Here is a 15,370-nt window from a genome sequence, read left to right as displayed (position 1 = left end):
GATGTAGATGGAAGGAAAGAGCAATGGCAAGGTTACGTTTTCGGCTAAAAGTGGATGGGTTGGCAGACGATGTCTTGATGGTGCATAAATATCAAGGTGTCGAATCGCTGTCGGACAGCCAGCAGGATGGTCAGCATTGTTATGGTTTTCGTTACCATATCCAGCTTGCCAGCCGCCGCTCAGACTTAACCGCGCTAGACTTTGTTGATAAAACGGCGCAGTTAGAAATGTGGCGTGATGGCCTACTCGTGCAGCGGGTGCATGGTATTGTCCGTCAATTTAGCCAAGGCAACATTGGGCATCGCCATACCTTTTATGGATTAACGCTGGTGCCCGCTTTAGACCGTTTATCGCTGCGCCATAACAGTCGCATCTTTCAGCTCCAGACGGCTCCCGACATCATCGCCACGTTATTAGAAGAGATGGGCATTACCGATTACGCCTTTTCCTTGCAGCGTGACTGTGTTCAACGTGAGTTTTGTGTTCAGTATCGAGAAACCGACTTGGCTTTTCTGCATCGCTTAGCGGCGGAAGAGGGGCTGGTGTACCACTTTATTCATGAAGACGAGAAGCACACCTTACTGTTCACCGACGACAGCCAAGGGCTCCCCAAACTGGATACGCCGATCCCTTTTAATGCACTCGCGGGGGGCGTGATAGACAGCCCGTATATTTTTGCTTTTGAGCAACACACCCAAAGTCACGTCAGTCACACCGCCTTACAAGATTACAGCTTTAAAAAGCCGAGTTATTCCTTTGCTCAGCAAGCACACGGGCAAGGGATAGATTATCAGCGCGACACCTACGAACACTTTGATGCGCCAGGGCGCTTTAAAGACGATGTCAGTGGCAAAGCCTTTAACCAGATACGTTTAGAGTACCTACGTCGAGACGCGCGCACCGCAACGGGAAAAAGTAACCATCCAGCCTTACAAGCAGGCGCTAAGTTTGATTTACAAGAGCATCTCGATGAGAGCGTGAACCGTGATTGGGTCGTGGTCCACGTGCAGCATGAGGGGCATCAGCCCCAAGTGTTGGAAGAAGAAGGGGGCAGCGGCGCGACCACTTACAGCAACCAATTTACCCTTATTCCAGCCGAGGTGAACTGGCGTGCGACGCCTCAAGTGAAACCGCAAATGGATGGTCCGTGTATCGCGATGGTGGTCGGTCCGGAAAACGAAGAAATCTTCTGTGATGAACATGGCCGCGTTAAGCTGCATTTTCCGTGGGACAGATATTCGAACGGTGATGAGCACAGCTCTTGTTGGGTGCGAGTGTCACAAGGTTGGGCGGGCAGTCAATACGGCATGATGGCTATTCCGCGAGTGGGTCATGAGGTGATAGTTTCGTTTTTAAACGGCGACCCAGACCAGCCTATCGTCACCGGTCGCACCTATCACGCGACCAACCAACCGCCTTACCCTTTGCCAGAGCACAAAACCAAAACGGTGCTGCGCAGTGAAAGTCACCAAGGGGAAGGCTTTAACGAACTGAGTTTTGAAGACCAAGCTGGGCAAGAGAAAATCTACCTGCATGCACAAAAGGATGTTGAGGGGGTGGTGCTTAATGATGCGACGATGCACATTAAACACGATAAGCATCTGACGGTAGAGAACGACCAGTTTAGCCATATCCACCATCATCAGCACTTAACGGTGGATGGCAATGGTTACGAGTCGGTAAAAGGTAACCAAACCCTGACAGTCGATGGCTCGTTATACATAAAATCGGGTCAAGTCTGGGTGAGCGAAGCGGGTGATGAAGTTCATATTAAAGCGGGTCAAAAAGTGGTGATTGAAGCTGGCTCTGAAATTACCGTTAAAGCGGGGGGCAGTTTTGTCAAAGTCGATCCGGCGGGTGTGCATCTAGTGGGGGCGGGCGTTAATCTTAACTCAGGAGGCAGCCCTAGTAGCGGCAGTGGCTTTAGTGGTGAAATACCAGCATTGCCTGGGGGCTTAGAACCCGCGGTAACTCTGGCTCCACCGCAAACTATTTCTTATCAAGCTTTGCTCAAAGCCGAAGAAGCTAACGTTGCTGCGGTGAAGGTGTGTCCTTTAGCGGGAGCAAACTCATGATTCAACAGTGGTTAGTAGAGCAAACCACACCGGTCTTTTGGTTATTAGATCAGCAAGCCTTTAAACAAGTTATTGCGGCTAATAATGGGTTAGTGTTTGACTGCACTCAGATTCTATTTCACGGCGAGACCTTTGCTCCTGTGATGAGTTTGTCCCCTTGGCTAATTCCTGTCTCAGATAAGGTGTTGGCATTACCGGATGAGCTGTTACAGCAAGGCATTTTCTTAACCAGTCATCGTTCCTCGATTGAATTATTAAATCATCTTCAAAGCCTTTTGATTGCCGCACTAGAAGGCGAAGAGGTGCTGTTTCGTTTTTATGATACCGACGTTATTTGGCCTATGTTGGATGCGATGCGAGAGCTGGAACGTAACGACTTTTTAGGGCCGGTAGAACGGTTAGCCGCCGTTAAGCAAGGAGTATTTCAGGAATGGGGAAATACGCGCAGTGCCGAGTTTATCTATCAGCCTGCCCCTTGGTGGAAAATACAGCCTCAGCATCTCGCCGATCTCTATAAGGTGGAACAACATGCCTTTAGTATCAAACGCCGTTTATGGGCAATGTGCCCGACAATGATGGAAAAAGTGGTTGCACCACAGTCGATGATCATCGAAGGCTTAGCCGCTGCTCAGCAGCATGGATTAACAGCCGAACAAGCGGAGATGCTTGTGTTACGCACGTTACAAAAACATACCTTAACCGCTGAGGATGAGCTAGTGACGGTTTTTCGTTTTACCCAAGCAGAGTATGAAACCTTTTTACATATTGAGGAGAAGCTAGCATGAGCAGTATTGGTGCAAATCCTCATTGTATCTCTTGTGAGCGCTATGAAAATTGGATAGAGCTTGATCTTAGAGACGAGCATAATCGCTCTTTTGCTGGGCAAACTGCGCTAGTGACCGATGCAACCGGTAAAGAAGTCAGCGTAGTATTGAGTGACCAGCCCAGTTTGATTACCGATTTAGCGGTTGGCCCCGTCACGGTCAAACTGGCGACTCAAGCTTGGTTGAAAGAGGCGCAATCACGGGCCGCATTGGCTGCCGATCAAGTCAGCCCACTCGCTGAGTATGTGATACAAGTGGGTTATAACCAAGTGGTGCGTGAGCATATTAAGGTGACGTCTGGTGAACTATGTCTCACCGAGCCCGATTCGCCACTACCGGAGCGCCATCAAGCTGGGCAAGCAGAGCTGCGGCTTTTTACCAACCACTCGTATGTGTTAGAAGTGCAAGGCTATCAAATCAGCACCTTGCGGATAGGGGTATTTTTTGATGGTACAGCCAATAACAGTTTTAACCACTTGCAAGGCAAAAACTATATTGAAGCCTTTTTAGAACAGTGCGATGACCCAGAGCAGCGTGAAGCCTTGCGGCGTCAGTGTGAAGCTGGGGAGATCCCAGTCGAAGATAATAGCCAAGGCAACGATATCACCAATATTGGTAAAGCCCATTCGCTCTACAGTCCAGCAACCGAAGGCGCATTAACCGTTGCGGTATATATAGATGGAATTGGCACCACGCGTGAAGGGAGTGATGCTATGTTGGGCCAAGGTTTTGACCTTGGCGATACCTCCAGCTTAGGTCAAGTGCAACGAGCCTGCCGTACTTTAATTGTACGTGAGATCAAAAGGCAATTAGCTCGATTACTGGCCGAAGTTGAATTGATTCATCGAATTGAATTTGATGTGTTTGGCTTTAGCCGCGGCGCTTCGGCTGCGCGGCAGTTTGTTAATCTGATAGATGCCAATGCTGAACATGCGTTAGCAGAAGCCCTCGCCAATGAGCCAAGTATTCGCTTAACCTCAGGCTTTAACTGGGCGAGCCGCGATGAGGTACGAGTTGAGTTTGTCGGCCTTTTTGATACTGTGGTCACTTCGCAATTTAATCGCCGTCAGGTGACGTTACAGGCCGAGCAAGCCGCGCGCGTGGTGCAATTGGTCGCCAATGATGAGTGGCGAGTCAACTTTGCGCTGACCAAAATCAGTGATCAACAGACCATTGCGCCTAACTTTACTGAAGTGATTGTTCCCGGTAGCCATTCGGACGTCGGTGGTGGGTATTATAGCCGTTGGAGCCTGTCACAGCCCCATCAAGCCACGCCATTGTTAACGGAAAAAAAACGCCTTAAGCGTTTTACCAGCATTGAATATGATACAAGTCAACCTGAACGCAGTCAGGCTTATCGCCGTGCTCTTGCCTATGCTGAACAGAAACTTGCTCAAGGTTGGGCGAGCGGTATCACCGTTCAACATACGCGTAGAGCTGAGCCAGTTGCCGGCCAATTAACATTAGCAGTACGGACGGATACCCATACGAGCCGAGAAAAAGACAGCCAACGCATCACGGTTAGTGTTTGGTTACATCGTATTGTGGAAGGGGAATACTCACGCATTCCATTGCATATATTAGTGGAAGCGGCGCGCGATGTGGGCGTACCATTTAGAGAGTGGGATACTTCCGATGATGCTTTAAAATTAAACAGTGTCGCTAATCCAAGACCCAATTTCAATTTACAACAGTTAGATGTACTCTGGTCCGCCAGTGCGAAACAGGCGGGGCAAATTATCGATCTCACTCGTCAATTATCGAATAATGAATACCGTGCTTTACGCCGTGACTACTTGCACCATAGTGCTGATGCGGGGATTGTTAATGCCCCTAATCAGCGCCAAGGTCAGGAGGTGCGCCGCCAGATAGATAACCAACAAGGAGGCAAATAAATGCGCCGTTTTCTACTTGCTCTATGTGCGTTGCTGCTTGGCGCTTGTCAAAGCTCGGCATCAACCACAGCCATTACCATGGATTGGAGCTATATGGTTGGCTCTAATGCCGATGAAATTTGGCATACCAAAGCGAATTTCTATCGCCAAGGGCAGGCTGCTCATGGTTCATCAAATGGCTCGGCTGGTTTTGTTGGTCCCAAGGCTTTAAAGGCTAAAGATTATCGCTGGCGGGTTGGTAAAGGCCGAGGGCTTTATAATCAACCTGTTCCCGATTTGGTGGAGATTGAGTGGGTCTCGTTTCATGATAAAAAACGTTATGCGATTCGTTTAGACTTGCCGGCCGATCTGGCTGAGCAGATGCGTCAAGTTTATCGCGTTAAAGTAGGTAATGAATGGCGGGAGACTCGTCGAGATAATATTGGTTTAGGTTTGGCGACGGGGGGATATGTTGAGGTTTTTTTGATGGATTCTTCCCCCTATCTTAGCCCTGATATTTTGTTAGCCAGAGGATTAGCCCATGAGGTGACGGATGAGGAGTATGACCCTTCAGGTCTTCGAGATCCGTTATCAAGTCAATTTAAAAATCGATGGGCAAGATTTGAGGCCGAATTTGCTGACGCTTATCAACAATACCCGATCCCTAGCGGAATGGCATGGGCACCTATTATGGATGCCTACCGTGCGGCGCAGCCGAAAACTGATCAATATCCAGTGAAATAAATGCGCCGTTTTCTACTTGCTCTATGTGCGTTGCTGCTTGGCGCTTGTCAAAGCTCGGCATCAACCACAGCCACTAGCATGGATTGGAGCTATATGGTTGGCTCTAATGCAGACAAAATTTGGCATACCAAAGCGAATTTCTATCGCCAAGGGCAGGCTGCTCATGGTTCATCAAATGGCTCGGCTGGTTTTGTTGGTCCCAAGGCTTTAAAGGCTAAAGATTATCGCTGGCGGGTTGGTAAAGGCCGAGGGCTTTATAATCAACCTGTTCCCGATTTGGTGGAGATTGAGTGGGTCTCGTTTCATGATAAAAAACGTTATGCGATTCGTTTAGACTTGCCGGCCGATCTGGCTGAGCAGATGCGTCAAGTTTATCGCGTCAAAGTAGGTAATGAATGGCGGGAGACTCGTCGAGATAATATTAGTTTAGGTTTGGCGACGGGGGGGTATGTTGAGGTTTTTTTGATGGATTCTTCCCCCTATCTTAGCCCTGATATTTTGTTAGCCAGAGGATTAGCCCATGAGGTGACGGATTACTGGTATGATGAGACGATGCCATTAAATCGGCAATATGCGATTGATGAATTTTGGGCCGAATTTGCTGATGCTTATCAACAATACCCGATCCCTAGCGGAATGGCATGGGCTCCTATTATGGATGCCTATCGTGCGGCGCAACCGAAAACTGATCAATATCCGGTGAAATAAATGCGCCGTTTTATCACTGTGTTTGTTTACTTGCATGTTATTTAGCGACGACGTTAAGTTGCTTGGCATAAGGACAAATTGGATAAATAAAGAGAATAAGCTTAAACAGCCTTGGGTAGCTGGCGCTAAGTAATCGCTCATCTGTTATTGATGTAATCAACAAACCTGACAAGGAGAAAGCAATGGCAAAAGGTGCATTAGTGGGAGACCTAGGATCGGAGCATGATGGGTTCCCTCCAACCCCGATCATCGCAGGTTCACCGACGGTAAAAATCGATGGCAAAGCTGTCGCAAGGCAGGGTGACCCATTAGAACCTCATGATAAACCGAAAAATCCTAGCCATCCAAGAGCCATTAAAGGGGGCTCTGGCAGCGTAATGATCGATGGTAAACCGGCAGCAAGAGTGGGTGACCCGATAGACTGTGGTGGTGTGATTATTGGTGGTTCAACGGTTAACATTGGATGAAGCATTATTTCACTCTAGAGCAAGTCAGCTGATTGATAACCTGTGCTGGTTATTGAGTAAATAGATAAATAGAAAGGATAGTACGTGATAAGAGGCTCTATTCATGTGGTGTAAAGTGAAAGCTAGTTTATTAATTTTATTGTTCTCAATGTCTTCAACGGCGGTTTTTGCGCAGTTAGAGAGATATGAGCTACGTGGTATGTCTCCAGAAGAGGCTTATGAGACAGGGCGGTTACTCCGTGCACAGTATAAAAACCTAGAATCACGTCCTTACCTTCAATACGCAGCGGATAACGATATACCAGCGGCGGCATTTTTGTATGCAATGGAATTGTCTAACTACAAAACGACGATCAGAACCCCCCTTGCCGCAAGAAAGTATTTACTCAAGTCTGCTGAATTGGGTAACCGCCGAGCAATGCACCAACTGTATAGTGATGCTGAGTGGTTAAGTGACCGTGAAATTGATTACTGGAGAAATAAATATTACGAAAGCTTGATACAACTGGGAGCCAGTAATCCATCTCAAGCGACCTACGAACTATCGCGTTACTACAGAGATAATGATAGGACTTTATCTTTATACTATCTCGATCTCGCCGTAAGTTTTAAACATCCTAGAGCGCTGATGGATAAAGCGTTACTTATCGAGCAGGGACACGGTATTTCTCTTATGCCAGGGGCAAGAGAAACGACAGTAAGGGAGCTATATTTAGCTGCCGCTAAGACAGGGTACATTCCTGCGATCAGACATTATATTGGTTTGCTAGAGAGTAAAGGCCGTTTTGAAGAAGCCTACGAATGGCGTTTGGTTGCATTAAACCAGGGGGATCTGATCTCATTAGCGAGTGTGGCCAAAATTTTACTTGGTCAACGCGCCTCATACGAGTTTGTTACGCCTAATCCTATTCAAGCAAAAGCTTATGTTGATTTGTACCTTGCTTCTGCTGGAAAAGATCGAATGCAAGCTGTCTATGAGATGTTTGAATTAGATCAGCAATATATTTTTAGTCAGGTAATTTTCGATATGGATAGAGAGGCAGAAACCTTGGTCGGTGATTATAAAAATATACCTACACTTTTCCATTACGATATTTTTTGGGATATTAACTAATCAATACATTAGCATTATGATACGCTTACTTTTTGGAATCAATGTCATAATTTGATAGTTTTTTACATGGAATTGTTTAAAATTTGAATAGAATATGGAACTTAAAATTTTATGGTGGCTAACTGACGCTAGCCGAATGATAGGATGATCTTATAAGATAGGATGTATTTTAGTTATCATTTAATTAGGCTAAGCTAATTGATTTTATTGTTTCATCTATCAATTAGGATGGTGGCGTGAGAAATTAACATTCATTTAATTTTTAAAGATCAATAATTTATAGAAATAGTTTTTACAACGTTATGTATCACTGGAAGAGATGGTGTTTTTTCTTTTCTATTCAGTGGTTTGGACAATGATTGGTATAGGTATTGGAGACGTAATATGTCTAAAGAAGGAAGTGTAGCTCCTAAAGAGCGGATTAATATTAAGTATATTCCAGCAACAGGAGATGCACAGGCTGAAGTTGAATTGCCGTTAAAAACATTGGTTATTGGTGATTTTAAAGGTCATTCAGAAGATATTCCGGTAGAAGAACGACAAACGGTTTCTATTGATAAAAACAATTTTGAAGCAGTAATGCGTGAAAGTGACTTGAAACTGACGACCACAGTTCGTAATAAGTTGAGTGATGATGAAAATGCTGAATTGCCGATTGAACTCAGTTTCAAGTCTCTTACTGATTTTGAACCAGACTCTATAGCGACTCAAGTTCCAGAATTAAAGAAATTGGTTGAACTTCGTGAAGCTCTTGTAGCCTTGAAAGGTCCATTGGGAAATATCCCTGCATTTCGAGAGCGTTTACAAGATCTCCTTAACTCAGAAGAGTCACGTGAAAAGCTTTTGTCCGAACTAAATTTGGTCAGTGATGCAGAAGCGCCTCAAGCTTAATCAATAGTATTGTTATTTAATTCAATTTAGGAACGAAATCGATGTCTACTACAGAGGCTGTATTAGAAAGACAAGGTACTACCCAAGGTCAAGGTAGCTTACTTGATGAAATCATGGCACAAACGCGTATTGCGCCAAATGAAGAAGGCTATGATCTGGCCAAGAAGGGCGTCGCTGCTTTTATTGAAAATTTGATTGGTTCACACCAAACAGAAGAACCAGTTAATAAATCACTTGTCGATCAAATGCTTGTTGAGCTTGACAAGAAAATCAGTGCTCAAATGGATGAGATTTTACATGAAGAGCGTTTTCAGCAAATGGAGTCGTCATGGCGTGGTCTGAAGCTGTTTATTGATCGTACCGATTTCCGTGAAAATAATAAAGTTGAGCTACTGCATGTAACTAAGAGTGAATTATTGGAAGACTTTGAATTCGCTCCTGAAACAACTCAGTCTGGCCTATATAAACATGTTTATTCATCAGGTTATGGTCAGTTTGGTGGTGAACCTACAGGGGCAATTATCGGTAACTTTGCTTTTACTCCATCTACACCGGATATGAAGCTTTTACAGTATATGGGTGCTCTTGGTGCAATGGCTCATGCTCCTTTCATTTCCAGTGTTGGCCCTGAATTTTTTGGTATTGATTCTTTTGAAGAACTACCAAATATTAAAGATCTTAAGTCGACATTTGAAAGTCCAAAATATACCAAATGGCGTTCTCTTCGTGAGTCAGAGGATGCTCGCTACATCGGCTTAACTGCGCCACGATTCCTGTTGCGTGTTCCTTATGATCCAATAGAAAATCCAATTAAAAAATTCAATTATGTAGAAAATGTGAGTCGTTCACACGAGCATTATCTATGGGGTAATACGGCTTTTGCTTTTGCAACCCGTTTAACAGATAGCTTTGCTAAATACCGTTGGTGCCCAAATATTATCGGGCCACAAAGCGGTGGTGCTGTTGAAGATCTACCTGTGCATGTATTTGAATCAATGGGTGCTTTACAAAGTAAGATTCCCACTGAAGTTTTAGTGACTGATCGTAAAGAATTCGAACTTGCGGAAGAAGGATTTATTGCCTTAACAATGCGTAAAGGCAGTGATAATGCAGCATTTTTCTCTGCAAACTCCATTCAAAAACCGAAAATATTTCCAAATACTAAGGAAGGCAAAGAGGCAGAAACTAACTATAAGTTAGGCACTCAACTTCCTTATATGATGATCATCAATCGTCTTGCTCATTACGTAAAAGTATTACAACGTGAGCAGATTGGTTCTTGGAAAGAGCGTCAAGATCTTGAGCGTGAGTTGAATGGCTGGATTAAACAATATGTTGCCGATCAAGAAAACCCACCAGCAGATGTTCGCAGCCGTCGACCTCTTCGAGCTGCCAAAATTGAAGTGATGGACGTTGAAGGAGAACCAGGTTGGTATCAGGTTTCTCTTTCTGTTCGACCTCATTTCAAATATATGGGTGCGAATTTTGAACTGTCGCTAGTTGGCCGGCTCGATCAAGCATAACGATGACTTATATTGCACCTGAAGAGAGTGCATTTGGTGTCAGCTTCTTTGAACGTTTAGAAGCTGGCACTAATCCTATGTCTTTAACCCAAGGGCCAAATGCATGGGATGTACTCCAGTCAATTAAGCGTAATGTATCCAATATCTTAAATACTCGCATGGGAGAGGCACAGAGTGCGCCAAGCCTAGGGCTAGTAGATTTTAATGACGCGACATTAGAGACACTGGATTTATCTTTACGGATAAAACTCTCTATACAGCGTTGTTTAAGCCTGTACGAGCCTCGTTTGCGAAATATTGTGATCAGTACAGATGTAGATACGTTTCATCCTTTAACGCTACGCTTTTATATAACAGCTGAAATTAACAGCGATGCGTTACATGATAAAGTTCAGTTTAATCTGCTATTGGATCAAAACAGAAAATACCGAGTGTATTGATAATTATGGCTCAAGATAAGTATTTCCGAGAAGAGCTTGCTTTCCTTAAAGAACAGGGAAAACACTTTACTGAAATTCATCCTCAGTTGTCTCGTTTTTTGCACGGTAGAAACACAGATCCTGATGTCGAGAGACTATTAGAAGGGTTTGCCTTCCTGACTGCTCGTCTGCGTGAAAAAGTAGAAGATGAGTTTCCAGAGCTAACCCACTCAATTATTAATATGCTATGGCCAAATTATTTGCGTCCAGTGCCAAGTATGAGCATTGTTTCTTTTACTCCGCAGAGTATTAGTGAGAAACAAACGATCGCACGTGGCACGCAGCACGCAGTTAGATAGTAAGCCAGTATTTGAGACTAAATGCCATTTTAGAACATGTCGTGATGTGGAGATTTATCCGTTGGAATGTATGGGAGTTACAGCACACCATACCCGTGAGGCAACGGTTATTGAAGTTTCTCTCAATATGATAGATGAGGTGAGTGTTGGTGATGCTCATCTCAATGATCTGCGTTTTTATTTAGGAGGAGATAAATATAGCTCTCAAATGCTGTATTTATGGCTTAATCATTATCTCGATAAAATCGTAATTGACGTTGCAGGGACAGAGTTTACTCTTCCCCCAAATACGTTCAAAACAGTTGGTTTCAATAGTGAGCAATCATTGTTGCCCTATCCATCGAATGTCTATGAAGGCTATCGAATATTACAAGAGTATCTTGCTTTTCCTGAAGCCTTCCATTTTTTTGATATCACGCGTTTAGCGAGTGTGGTACCTAAGTCAGTATCAGGAACGTTCAAATTAAAGATTTGTTTTTCTAAAACTCTGCCTGCAGACGTTAGAGTACGACAAGAGAACTTTCAATTATATTGTACCCCAGTGATCAATTTATTTGACCACGATGCAGATCCTATAGATTTAACAGGTAAACGTTCAGAATACCGGATTGTTCCATCCAGTCGTTATCCTTCACATTATGAAGTATTTAGTGTTGATAGTGTTTATGGATGGCAAGATAAAACGCAGGATAGCCAAAGAATTCGTGGTGAAAAACGTGTTTATTCTGCATTTGAAAGCTTTCAACATGAAGTTGAACGTGTTCGCCATCGTGAAGCGCTGTATTACCGAACTCGGGTTAAGGATAGTATTCGAGGAGACGGTTTTGACAATTTTATCTCATTTATTCGTGGTGATGAAACTCAATCCATGCAGATTGATGAAGCGGTATCAATCAAACTGACCTGCACTAATCGTTTACTACCATTAGAACTTGGTATTGGCGATATCTGTCAACCGACCGATAGCTCACCACCATTTGCAACGTTCAGTAATATTACTATTCCATCTCAATCACTACGGCCGGTGCTTGATGGTAGCTTGCTATGGGTGTTGATTTCTAATTTATCGCTCAATTATCTTTCTCTTCTTTCAAAAGATGCATTAAGTAGTGTACTTCGTGCTTACGACTTTAGAGCGTTGGTTGATCGACAAGCAGAACGAGTTGCGCGTTTACGCCTTGAGGGTATTCAAAAAATTGAATCACAGCCCGTTGATAAAATCTTGCGCGGCTTACCTGTAAGAGGTTTGCAATCTACGATTCACATTGATCAAAATTGCTTTGGTTCAGAGGGAGAGTTATACCTGTTTGGTACGGTACTCAGTCACTTTTTTGCTCTTTATGCCAGTATTAACTCTTTTCATGAGTTAATAGTTATTAATGCATCTAATCAAGAGAAGTACACATGGGGAACACAAACAGGAATGCAGCCATTAATATAGAGATGCCGATGTTGCAAGAGTCTTCTGCTCAGTTACCTAATGATGTAAGAGTGTATAATTTTTATCAATTGGTTGAGCTACTTCAAAAACTTTACTCTTCTAATCCGGAATCAGAAGATTGGGAACGAACTTGTCAATTGGTATTCAGTGCGAACCCGAGTTTAGGCTTTGCACCTTCGGATGTAACAGAGCTATATGAACGAAAAGATGATCGCTTAATTCTGCAAACAAATTTTTTTGGTTTAACTGGTGCACAGTCTCCTCTCCCTGGTTTTTTTTTACAGCAATTAGTGGAAGAAGAGCCCGGAGGATTTAAACGTCCGTTTTTAGATTTTTTTAATAATCGACTGATTAGCTTAGTTTATCGAGTATGGCGGAAATATCGCTATTACGTGCGTTTTCAAGTTGGAGCTCAGGATCAATTTTCATCACAGTTATTCTCTTTAGTAGGCTTAGGTGATGCAGATCTTCGAGGAGAAACTCCGATTAACTGGTGCAAGATGCTCGCTTATGCGGGTACTTTGGCTGGACGAAGTCGTTCTCCTCAGGTTGTGGCGGGAATCATAGCTCATTGCTTCGATTTAAAAGAGGTTAGTATTCGCCAGTGGATAAGAAGAAAAGTCAATATAGCAACTGATCAGCAAATGAGTCTAGGTAAGCAGAATGGTGAGTTGGGTATTAATACTATGTTAGGTGAATCAGTAATGGACTGTAATGGTAAATTCATTATTTGTATAAAAAACTTAACTCGCGAACGATTCGCAGACTTTTTACCGTCAGGTAAAGAGTATCAGCCACTATGTAAATTAGTTGAGTTTATTTTACGAGAGCAAATGGCGTACGATCTTGAATTAACGATGGATGAAAGTGAAGTTCCGGTGATGAGTTTATCTCGTGATAGTGGGGTAGCGCTAGGTTGGTCATCTTTTCTAGGTAGTGAAGCCTCTGACAAGAATGTGCTTATACAGGTAAGGCAGTAAAACATGCAGAAGAATCGGACGCTTTCTATGATAGTTACCAATACCCAATTACTTGAGTCGGGACTATCAGCACAATGTGTTTTTACAACGCAAGGTGGAATTATTGGATCTGAAAATAATAATGTAGATTGGTATCTGATTGATTCAAAAGGTCAAATACATCCTAGACACTGTGGTGTTAGTGTTATAGATGGTGCTTTCTGTCTTCAGGATTTATGTGGTCATACCTATATCAATGGTTCTCACATGCCTTTAGGGAGAGGATCGTTTGCCAAGTTAGAGCATAAAGATGAGGTTAGGATTGGATCTTATTTAATTCGAATCATTTTGGAGTCTATTGGCGAGAGTGATTTATTAGCTCATGGATCTCTTGAGGAATTGTTCGAAAATAATGGGATAGAATTACTTAAAGACGCTGATTGGCATGAAATGCGTAGTATTGATGTTGATGTTCAAACAACCTTTGTAGACCCTCTAATTGCTCTAGATAATTTAATAAATGAGACAAATGAAGAGCAATCATTATTAGATGACTTACCAAAGAACGCTGAAAAAAAAGAATGGTTAGCATCTAATTATGATGAAGGAAGTGCATCGCTTCAATTTACACCACAAGCAGATAGTGAGTACGAAATGACATCATCCATTCGTTTAAAGAAAATTCTTGGTTTAGGTAAAAAGAATCGCATTGAAAATGTTGCATCAGTGGATGAGGCTTCTCAGCAATCAACATCTTTTAATGCTAACCACAGTAATGAAAACGCATCAGAGGGCTTAAATATGGACGAAAATGTATTAGATTTATTAGAAGAAGAAGTCGCTAAAAATTATCAACCCCAAAAAGAAGTAGAGAGTGCACAGCCAACGAGCGTGAATCATTTACTCACCGGTCCGATGTTAACAGGATTGGGGGTGGAAGTAGCGAACAGCCATGATATGGCTAGAATGCATATGTTATCGGAAGAACTTGGACAATCATTACAAGCTTGTGTGAAAGGTTTGCTAGAGTTGCATCAACAAGCCAGTGAAAGCCGCTTCGGTATGATGAACCGTAACTTGCAACCGATAGAGGACAACCCACTTCGCTTAGGATTATCTTATGCAGAAACTATTCGAACACTCTATGATGCAGATAAAAGCTTAGTCCATTTATCTGCACCTGCCGCTATTTCTGAGAGTTTAAAAAATATTCGTAATCACAATGAAGCAATGCAACACGCAACCAGTGAAGCTTTAAATCAAATTCTTAATGCATTCTCCCCACAAGTACTATTACGTCGTTTTGAGCATTATAAACGAAATAGTGATAAGCAAAACCAAACATCAGACTCATGGGCATGGGATATGTACTGCCATTATTACCAAGAGTTGACCTCTCATCGTCAGAAGGGTTTTGAAAAGTTATTTTGGGAAATCTTTGAGCAGTCGTACGATAAGAAAATTCGCGAAAAGCAATTGGAGCTATAGTGTGAATAAAAGGTCTTTTATTCTGTTGATACTATTGACGATGTTAAGCGCGTGTAGTTCATCAGAAAAATATGAACCGGCTAAACAGCCTACGAAGGTTACATTTAGTTTGGTTAGTGATGAAGGAACTAATCCAAATATTTGGGGAGAAGCTTCCCCGGTAGAAATACAAGTATTTGAGCTTAGAGATGACTCAATGTTTATGTCAGCAGATTATGACCAAATTAAAGCAGATTATAAAAAAGCATTGCGTAGTAATTTTATTGCTATTTACGATTATGTGTTGACACCCGATCAATTTAAATTCGTTAACTCTTTTGAAATTAATGAAAATACTAATTATATCGGAGTGATGGCGCATTTTTCTGAACCAGAATTAAGTGAATGGAAAAAAGCAGTAAAAGTATTGAATAAGGGTAGGGAGTATCATCTTTTGATGTATTTCAAAGACTACGATGTAAAACTGAAAAGAGTGGAGTAACAA

The 15,370-nt window shown here is 42.9% G+C and carries 13 protein-coding genes and 1 pseudogene; all 14 read left to right on the top strand.

All coding sequences use genetic code 11. The annotated features are described in order from the left end of the window. Positions 1-23: 23 nt before the first annotated feature. The 14 genes and pseudogenes from BSR11_RS09050 (at position 24) to tssJ (ending at position 15,367) form a co-directional block, all read left to right on the top strand. On the top strand, positions 24-2,075 hold the full coding sequence (locus BSR11_RS09050; protein WP_072670095.1) for a type VI secretion system Vgr family protein: 2,052 nt from the start codon (positions 24-26) through the stop codon (positions 2,073-2,075). Further along, positions 2,072-2,860, top strand: a complete 789-nt coding sequence (locus BSR11_RS09045) for a DUF4123 domain-containing protein (protein ID WP_072670094.1) — start codon at positions 2,072-2,074, stop codon at positions 2,858-2,860. The genes BSR11_RS09050 and BSR11_RS09045 overlap by 4 nt, the downstream gene beginning before the upstream one ends. Then, positions 2,857-4,794: a phospholipase effector Tle1 domain-containing protein gene (locus tag BSR11_RS09040; RefSeq protein ID WP_208604778.1), complete on the top strand. Its 1,938-nt coding sequence runs from the start codon at positions 2,857-2,859 to the stop codon at positions 4,792-4,794. Before BSR11_RS09045 ends, BSR11_RS09040 begins: the two co-directional genes overlap by 4 nt. Next, positions 4,795-5,517: a DUF2931 family protein gene (locus BSR11_RS09035; RefSeq protein ID WP_072670093.1), complete on the top strand. Its 723-nt coding sequence runs from the start codon at positions 4,795-4,797 to the stop codon at positions 5,515-5,517. It begins immediately after the preceding gene. Continuing rightward, entirely contained in the window at positions 5,518-6,225 is a 708-nt protein-coding gene (locus tag BSR11_RS09030) for a DUF2931 family protein (RefSeq protein WP_072670092.1), read from the top strand. 182 nt (positions 6,226-6,407) lie between these two features. After that, the gene (locus tag BSR11_RS09025; protein ID WP_072670091.1) at positions 6,408-6,692 is read left to right on the top strand and encodes a type VI secretion system PAAR protein; all 285 of its coding nucleotides are present in this window, start codon (positions 6,408-6,410) and stop codon (positions 6,690-6,692) included. A 103-nt stretch (positions 6,693-6,795) separates the two neighbouring features. Continuing rightward, positions 6,796-7,806: an SEL1-like repeat protein gene (locus BSR11_RS09020; RefSeq protein ID WP_072670090.1), complete on the top strand. Its 1,011-nt coding sequence runs from the start codon at positions 6,796-6,798 to the stop codon at positions 7,804-7,806. A gap of 384 nt (positions 7,807-8,190) precedes the next feature. Beyond that, positions 8,191-8,697 carry a type VI secretion system contractile sheath small subunit gene (gene tssB / locus BSR11_RS09015; RefSeq protein ID WP_072670089.1) on the top strand — a complete coding sequence of 169 codons (507 nt, stop codon included), beginning with the start codon at positions 8,191-8,193 and terminating at the stop codon, positions 8,695-8,697. Between the two features lie 41 nt (positions 8,698-8,738). Then, the gene (gene tssC / locus BSR11_RS09010) at positions 8,739-10,220 is read left to right on the top strand and encodes a type VI secretion system contractile sheath large subunit (RefSeq protein WP_072670088.1); all 1,482 of its coding nucleotides are present in this window, start codon (positions 8,739-8,741) and stop codon (positions 10,218-10,220) included. Positions 10,221-10,222: 2 nt separating this feature from the next. Then, positions 10,223-10,660 carry a type VI secretion system baseplate subunit TssE gene (gene tssE, locus BSR11_RS09005; protein WP_072670087.1) on the top strand — a complete coding sequence of 146 codons (438 nt, stop codon included), beginning with the start codon at positions 10,223-10,225 and terminating at the stop codon, positions 10,658-10,660. Positions 10,661-10,665: 5 nt separating this feature from the next. Continuing rightward, positions 10,666-12,439, top strand: a pseudogene (gene tssF / locus BSR11_RS09000) (type VI secretion system baseplate subunit TssF). Continuing rightward, entirely contained in the window at positions 12,403-13,419 is a 1,017-nt protein-coding gene (tssG, locus tag BSR11_RS08995) for a type VI secretion system baseplate subunit TssG (RefSeq protein ID WP_167363656.1), read from the top strand. The pseudogene tssF and the gene tssG overlap by 37 nt, the downstream one beginning before the upstream one ends. Positions 13,420-13,422: 3 nt before the next feature. Continuing rightward, positions 13,423-14,886: a type VI secretion system-associated FHA domain protein TagH gene (tagH, locus tag BSR11_RS08990; protein WP_072670085.1), complete on the top strand. Its 1,464-nt coding sequence runs from the start codon at positions 13,423-13,425 to the stop codon at positions 14,884-14,886. 1 nt (position 14,887) lies between these two features. Continuing rightward, positions 14,888-15,367 carry a type VI secretion system lipoprotein TssJ gene (gene tssJ, locus BSR11_RS08985; protein WP_072670084.1) on the top strand — a complete coding sequence of 160 codons (480 nt, stop codon included), beginning with the start codon at positions 14,888-14,890 and terminating at the stop codon, positions 15,365-15,367. The last annotated feature ends 3 nt before the right edge of the window (positions 15,368-15,370 follow it).

Origin of the sequence: Vibrio injensis, assembly GCF_001895205.1 — a bacterium.
Classification (GTDB): domain Bacteria; phylum Pseudomonadota; class Gammaproteobacteria; order Enterobacterales; family Vibrionaceae; genus Vibrio; species Vibrio injensis.
Note: the sequence above shows the minus strand (reverse complement) of the source record. Positions and strands in the feature narration are given on the sequence as shown.

What these genes read in the sequence shown, in the direction of transcription:
- tagH (WP_072670085.1), top strand. Translation starts at nt 13,423, where the DNA reads ATGCAGAAGAATCGGACGCTTTCTATGATAGTTACCAATACCCAATTA.
- BSR11_RS09045 (WP_072670094.1), top strand. Translation starts at nt 2,072, where the DNA reads ATGATTCAACAGTGGTTAGTAGAGCAAACCACACCGGTCTTTTGGTTA.
- tssG (WP_167363656.1), top strand. Translation starts at nt 12,403, where the DNA reads ATGGGGAACACAAACAGGAATGCAGCCATTAATATAGAGATGCCGATG.
- tssB (WP_072670089.1), top strand. Translation starts at nt 8,191, where the DNA reads ATGTCTAAAGAAGGAAGTGTAGCTCCTAAAGAGCGGATTAATATTAAG.
- tssE (WP_072670087.1), top strand. Translation starts at nt 10,223, where the DNA reads ATGACTTATATTGCACCTGAAGAGAGTGCATTTGGTGTCAGCTTCTTT.
- BSR11_RS09020 (WP_072670090.1), top strand. Translation starts at nt 6,796, where the DNA reads ATGTGGTGTAAAGTGAAAGCTAGTTTATTAATTTTATTGTTCTCAATG.
- BSR11_RS09035 (WP_072670093.1), top strand. Translation starts at nt 4,795, where the DNA reads ATGCGCCGTTTTCTACTTGCTCTATGTGCGTTGCTGCTTGGCGCTTGT.
- BSR11_RS09030 (WP_072670092.1), top strand. Translation starts at nt 5,518, where the DNA reads ATGCGCCGTTTTCTACTTGCTCTATGTGCGTTGCTGCTTGGCGCTTGT.
- tssC (WP_072670088.1), top strand. Translation starts at nt 8,739, where the DNA reads ATGTCTACTACAGAGGCTGTATTAGAAAGACAAGGTACTACCCAAGGT.
- BSR11_RS09025 (WP_072670091.1), top strand. Translation starts at nt 6,408, where the DNA reads ATGGCAAAAGGTGCATTAGTGGGAGACCTAGGATCGGAGCATGATGGG.
- BSR11_RS09040 (WP_208604778.1), top strand. Translation starts at nt 2,857, where the DNA reads ATGAGCAGTATTGGTGCAAATCCTCATTGTATCTCTTGTGAGCGCTAT.
- BSR11_RS09050 (WP_072670095.1), top strand. Translation starts at nt 24, where the DNA reads ATGGCAAGGTTACGTTTTCGGCTAAAAGTGGATGGGTTGGCAGACGAT.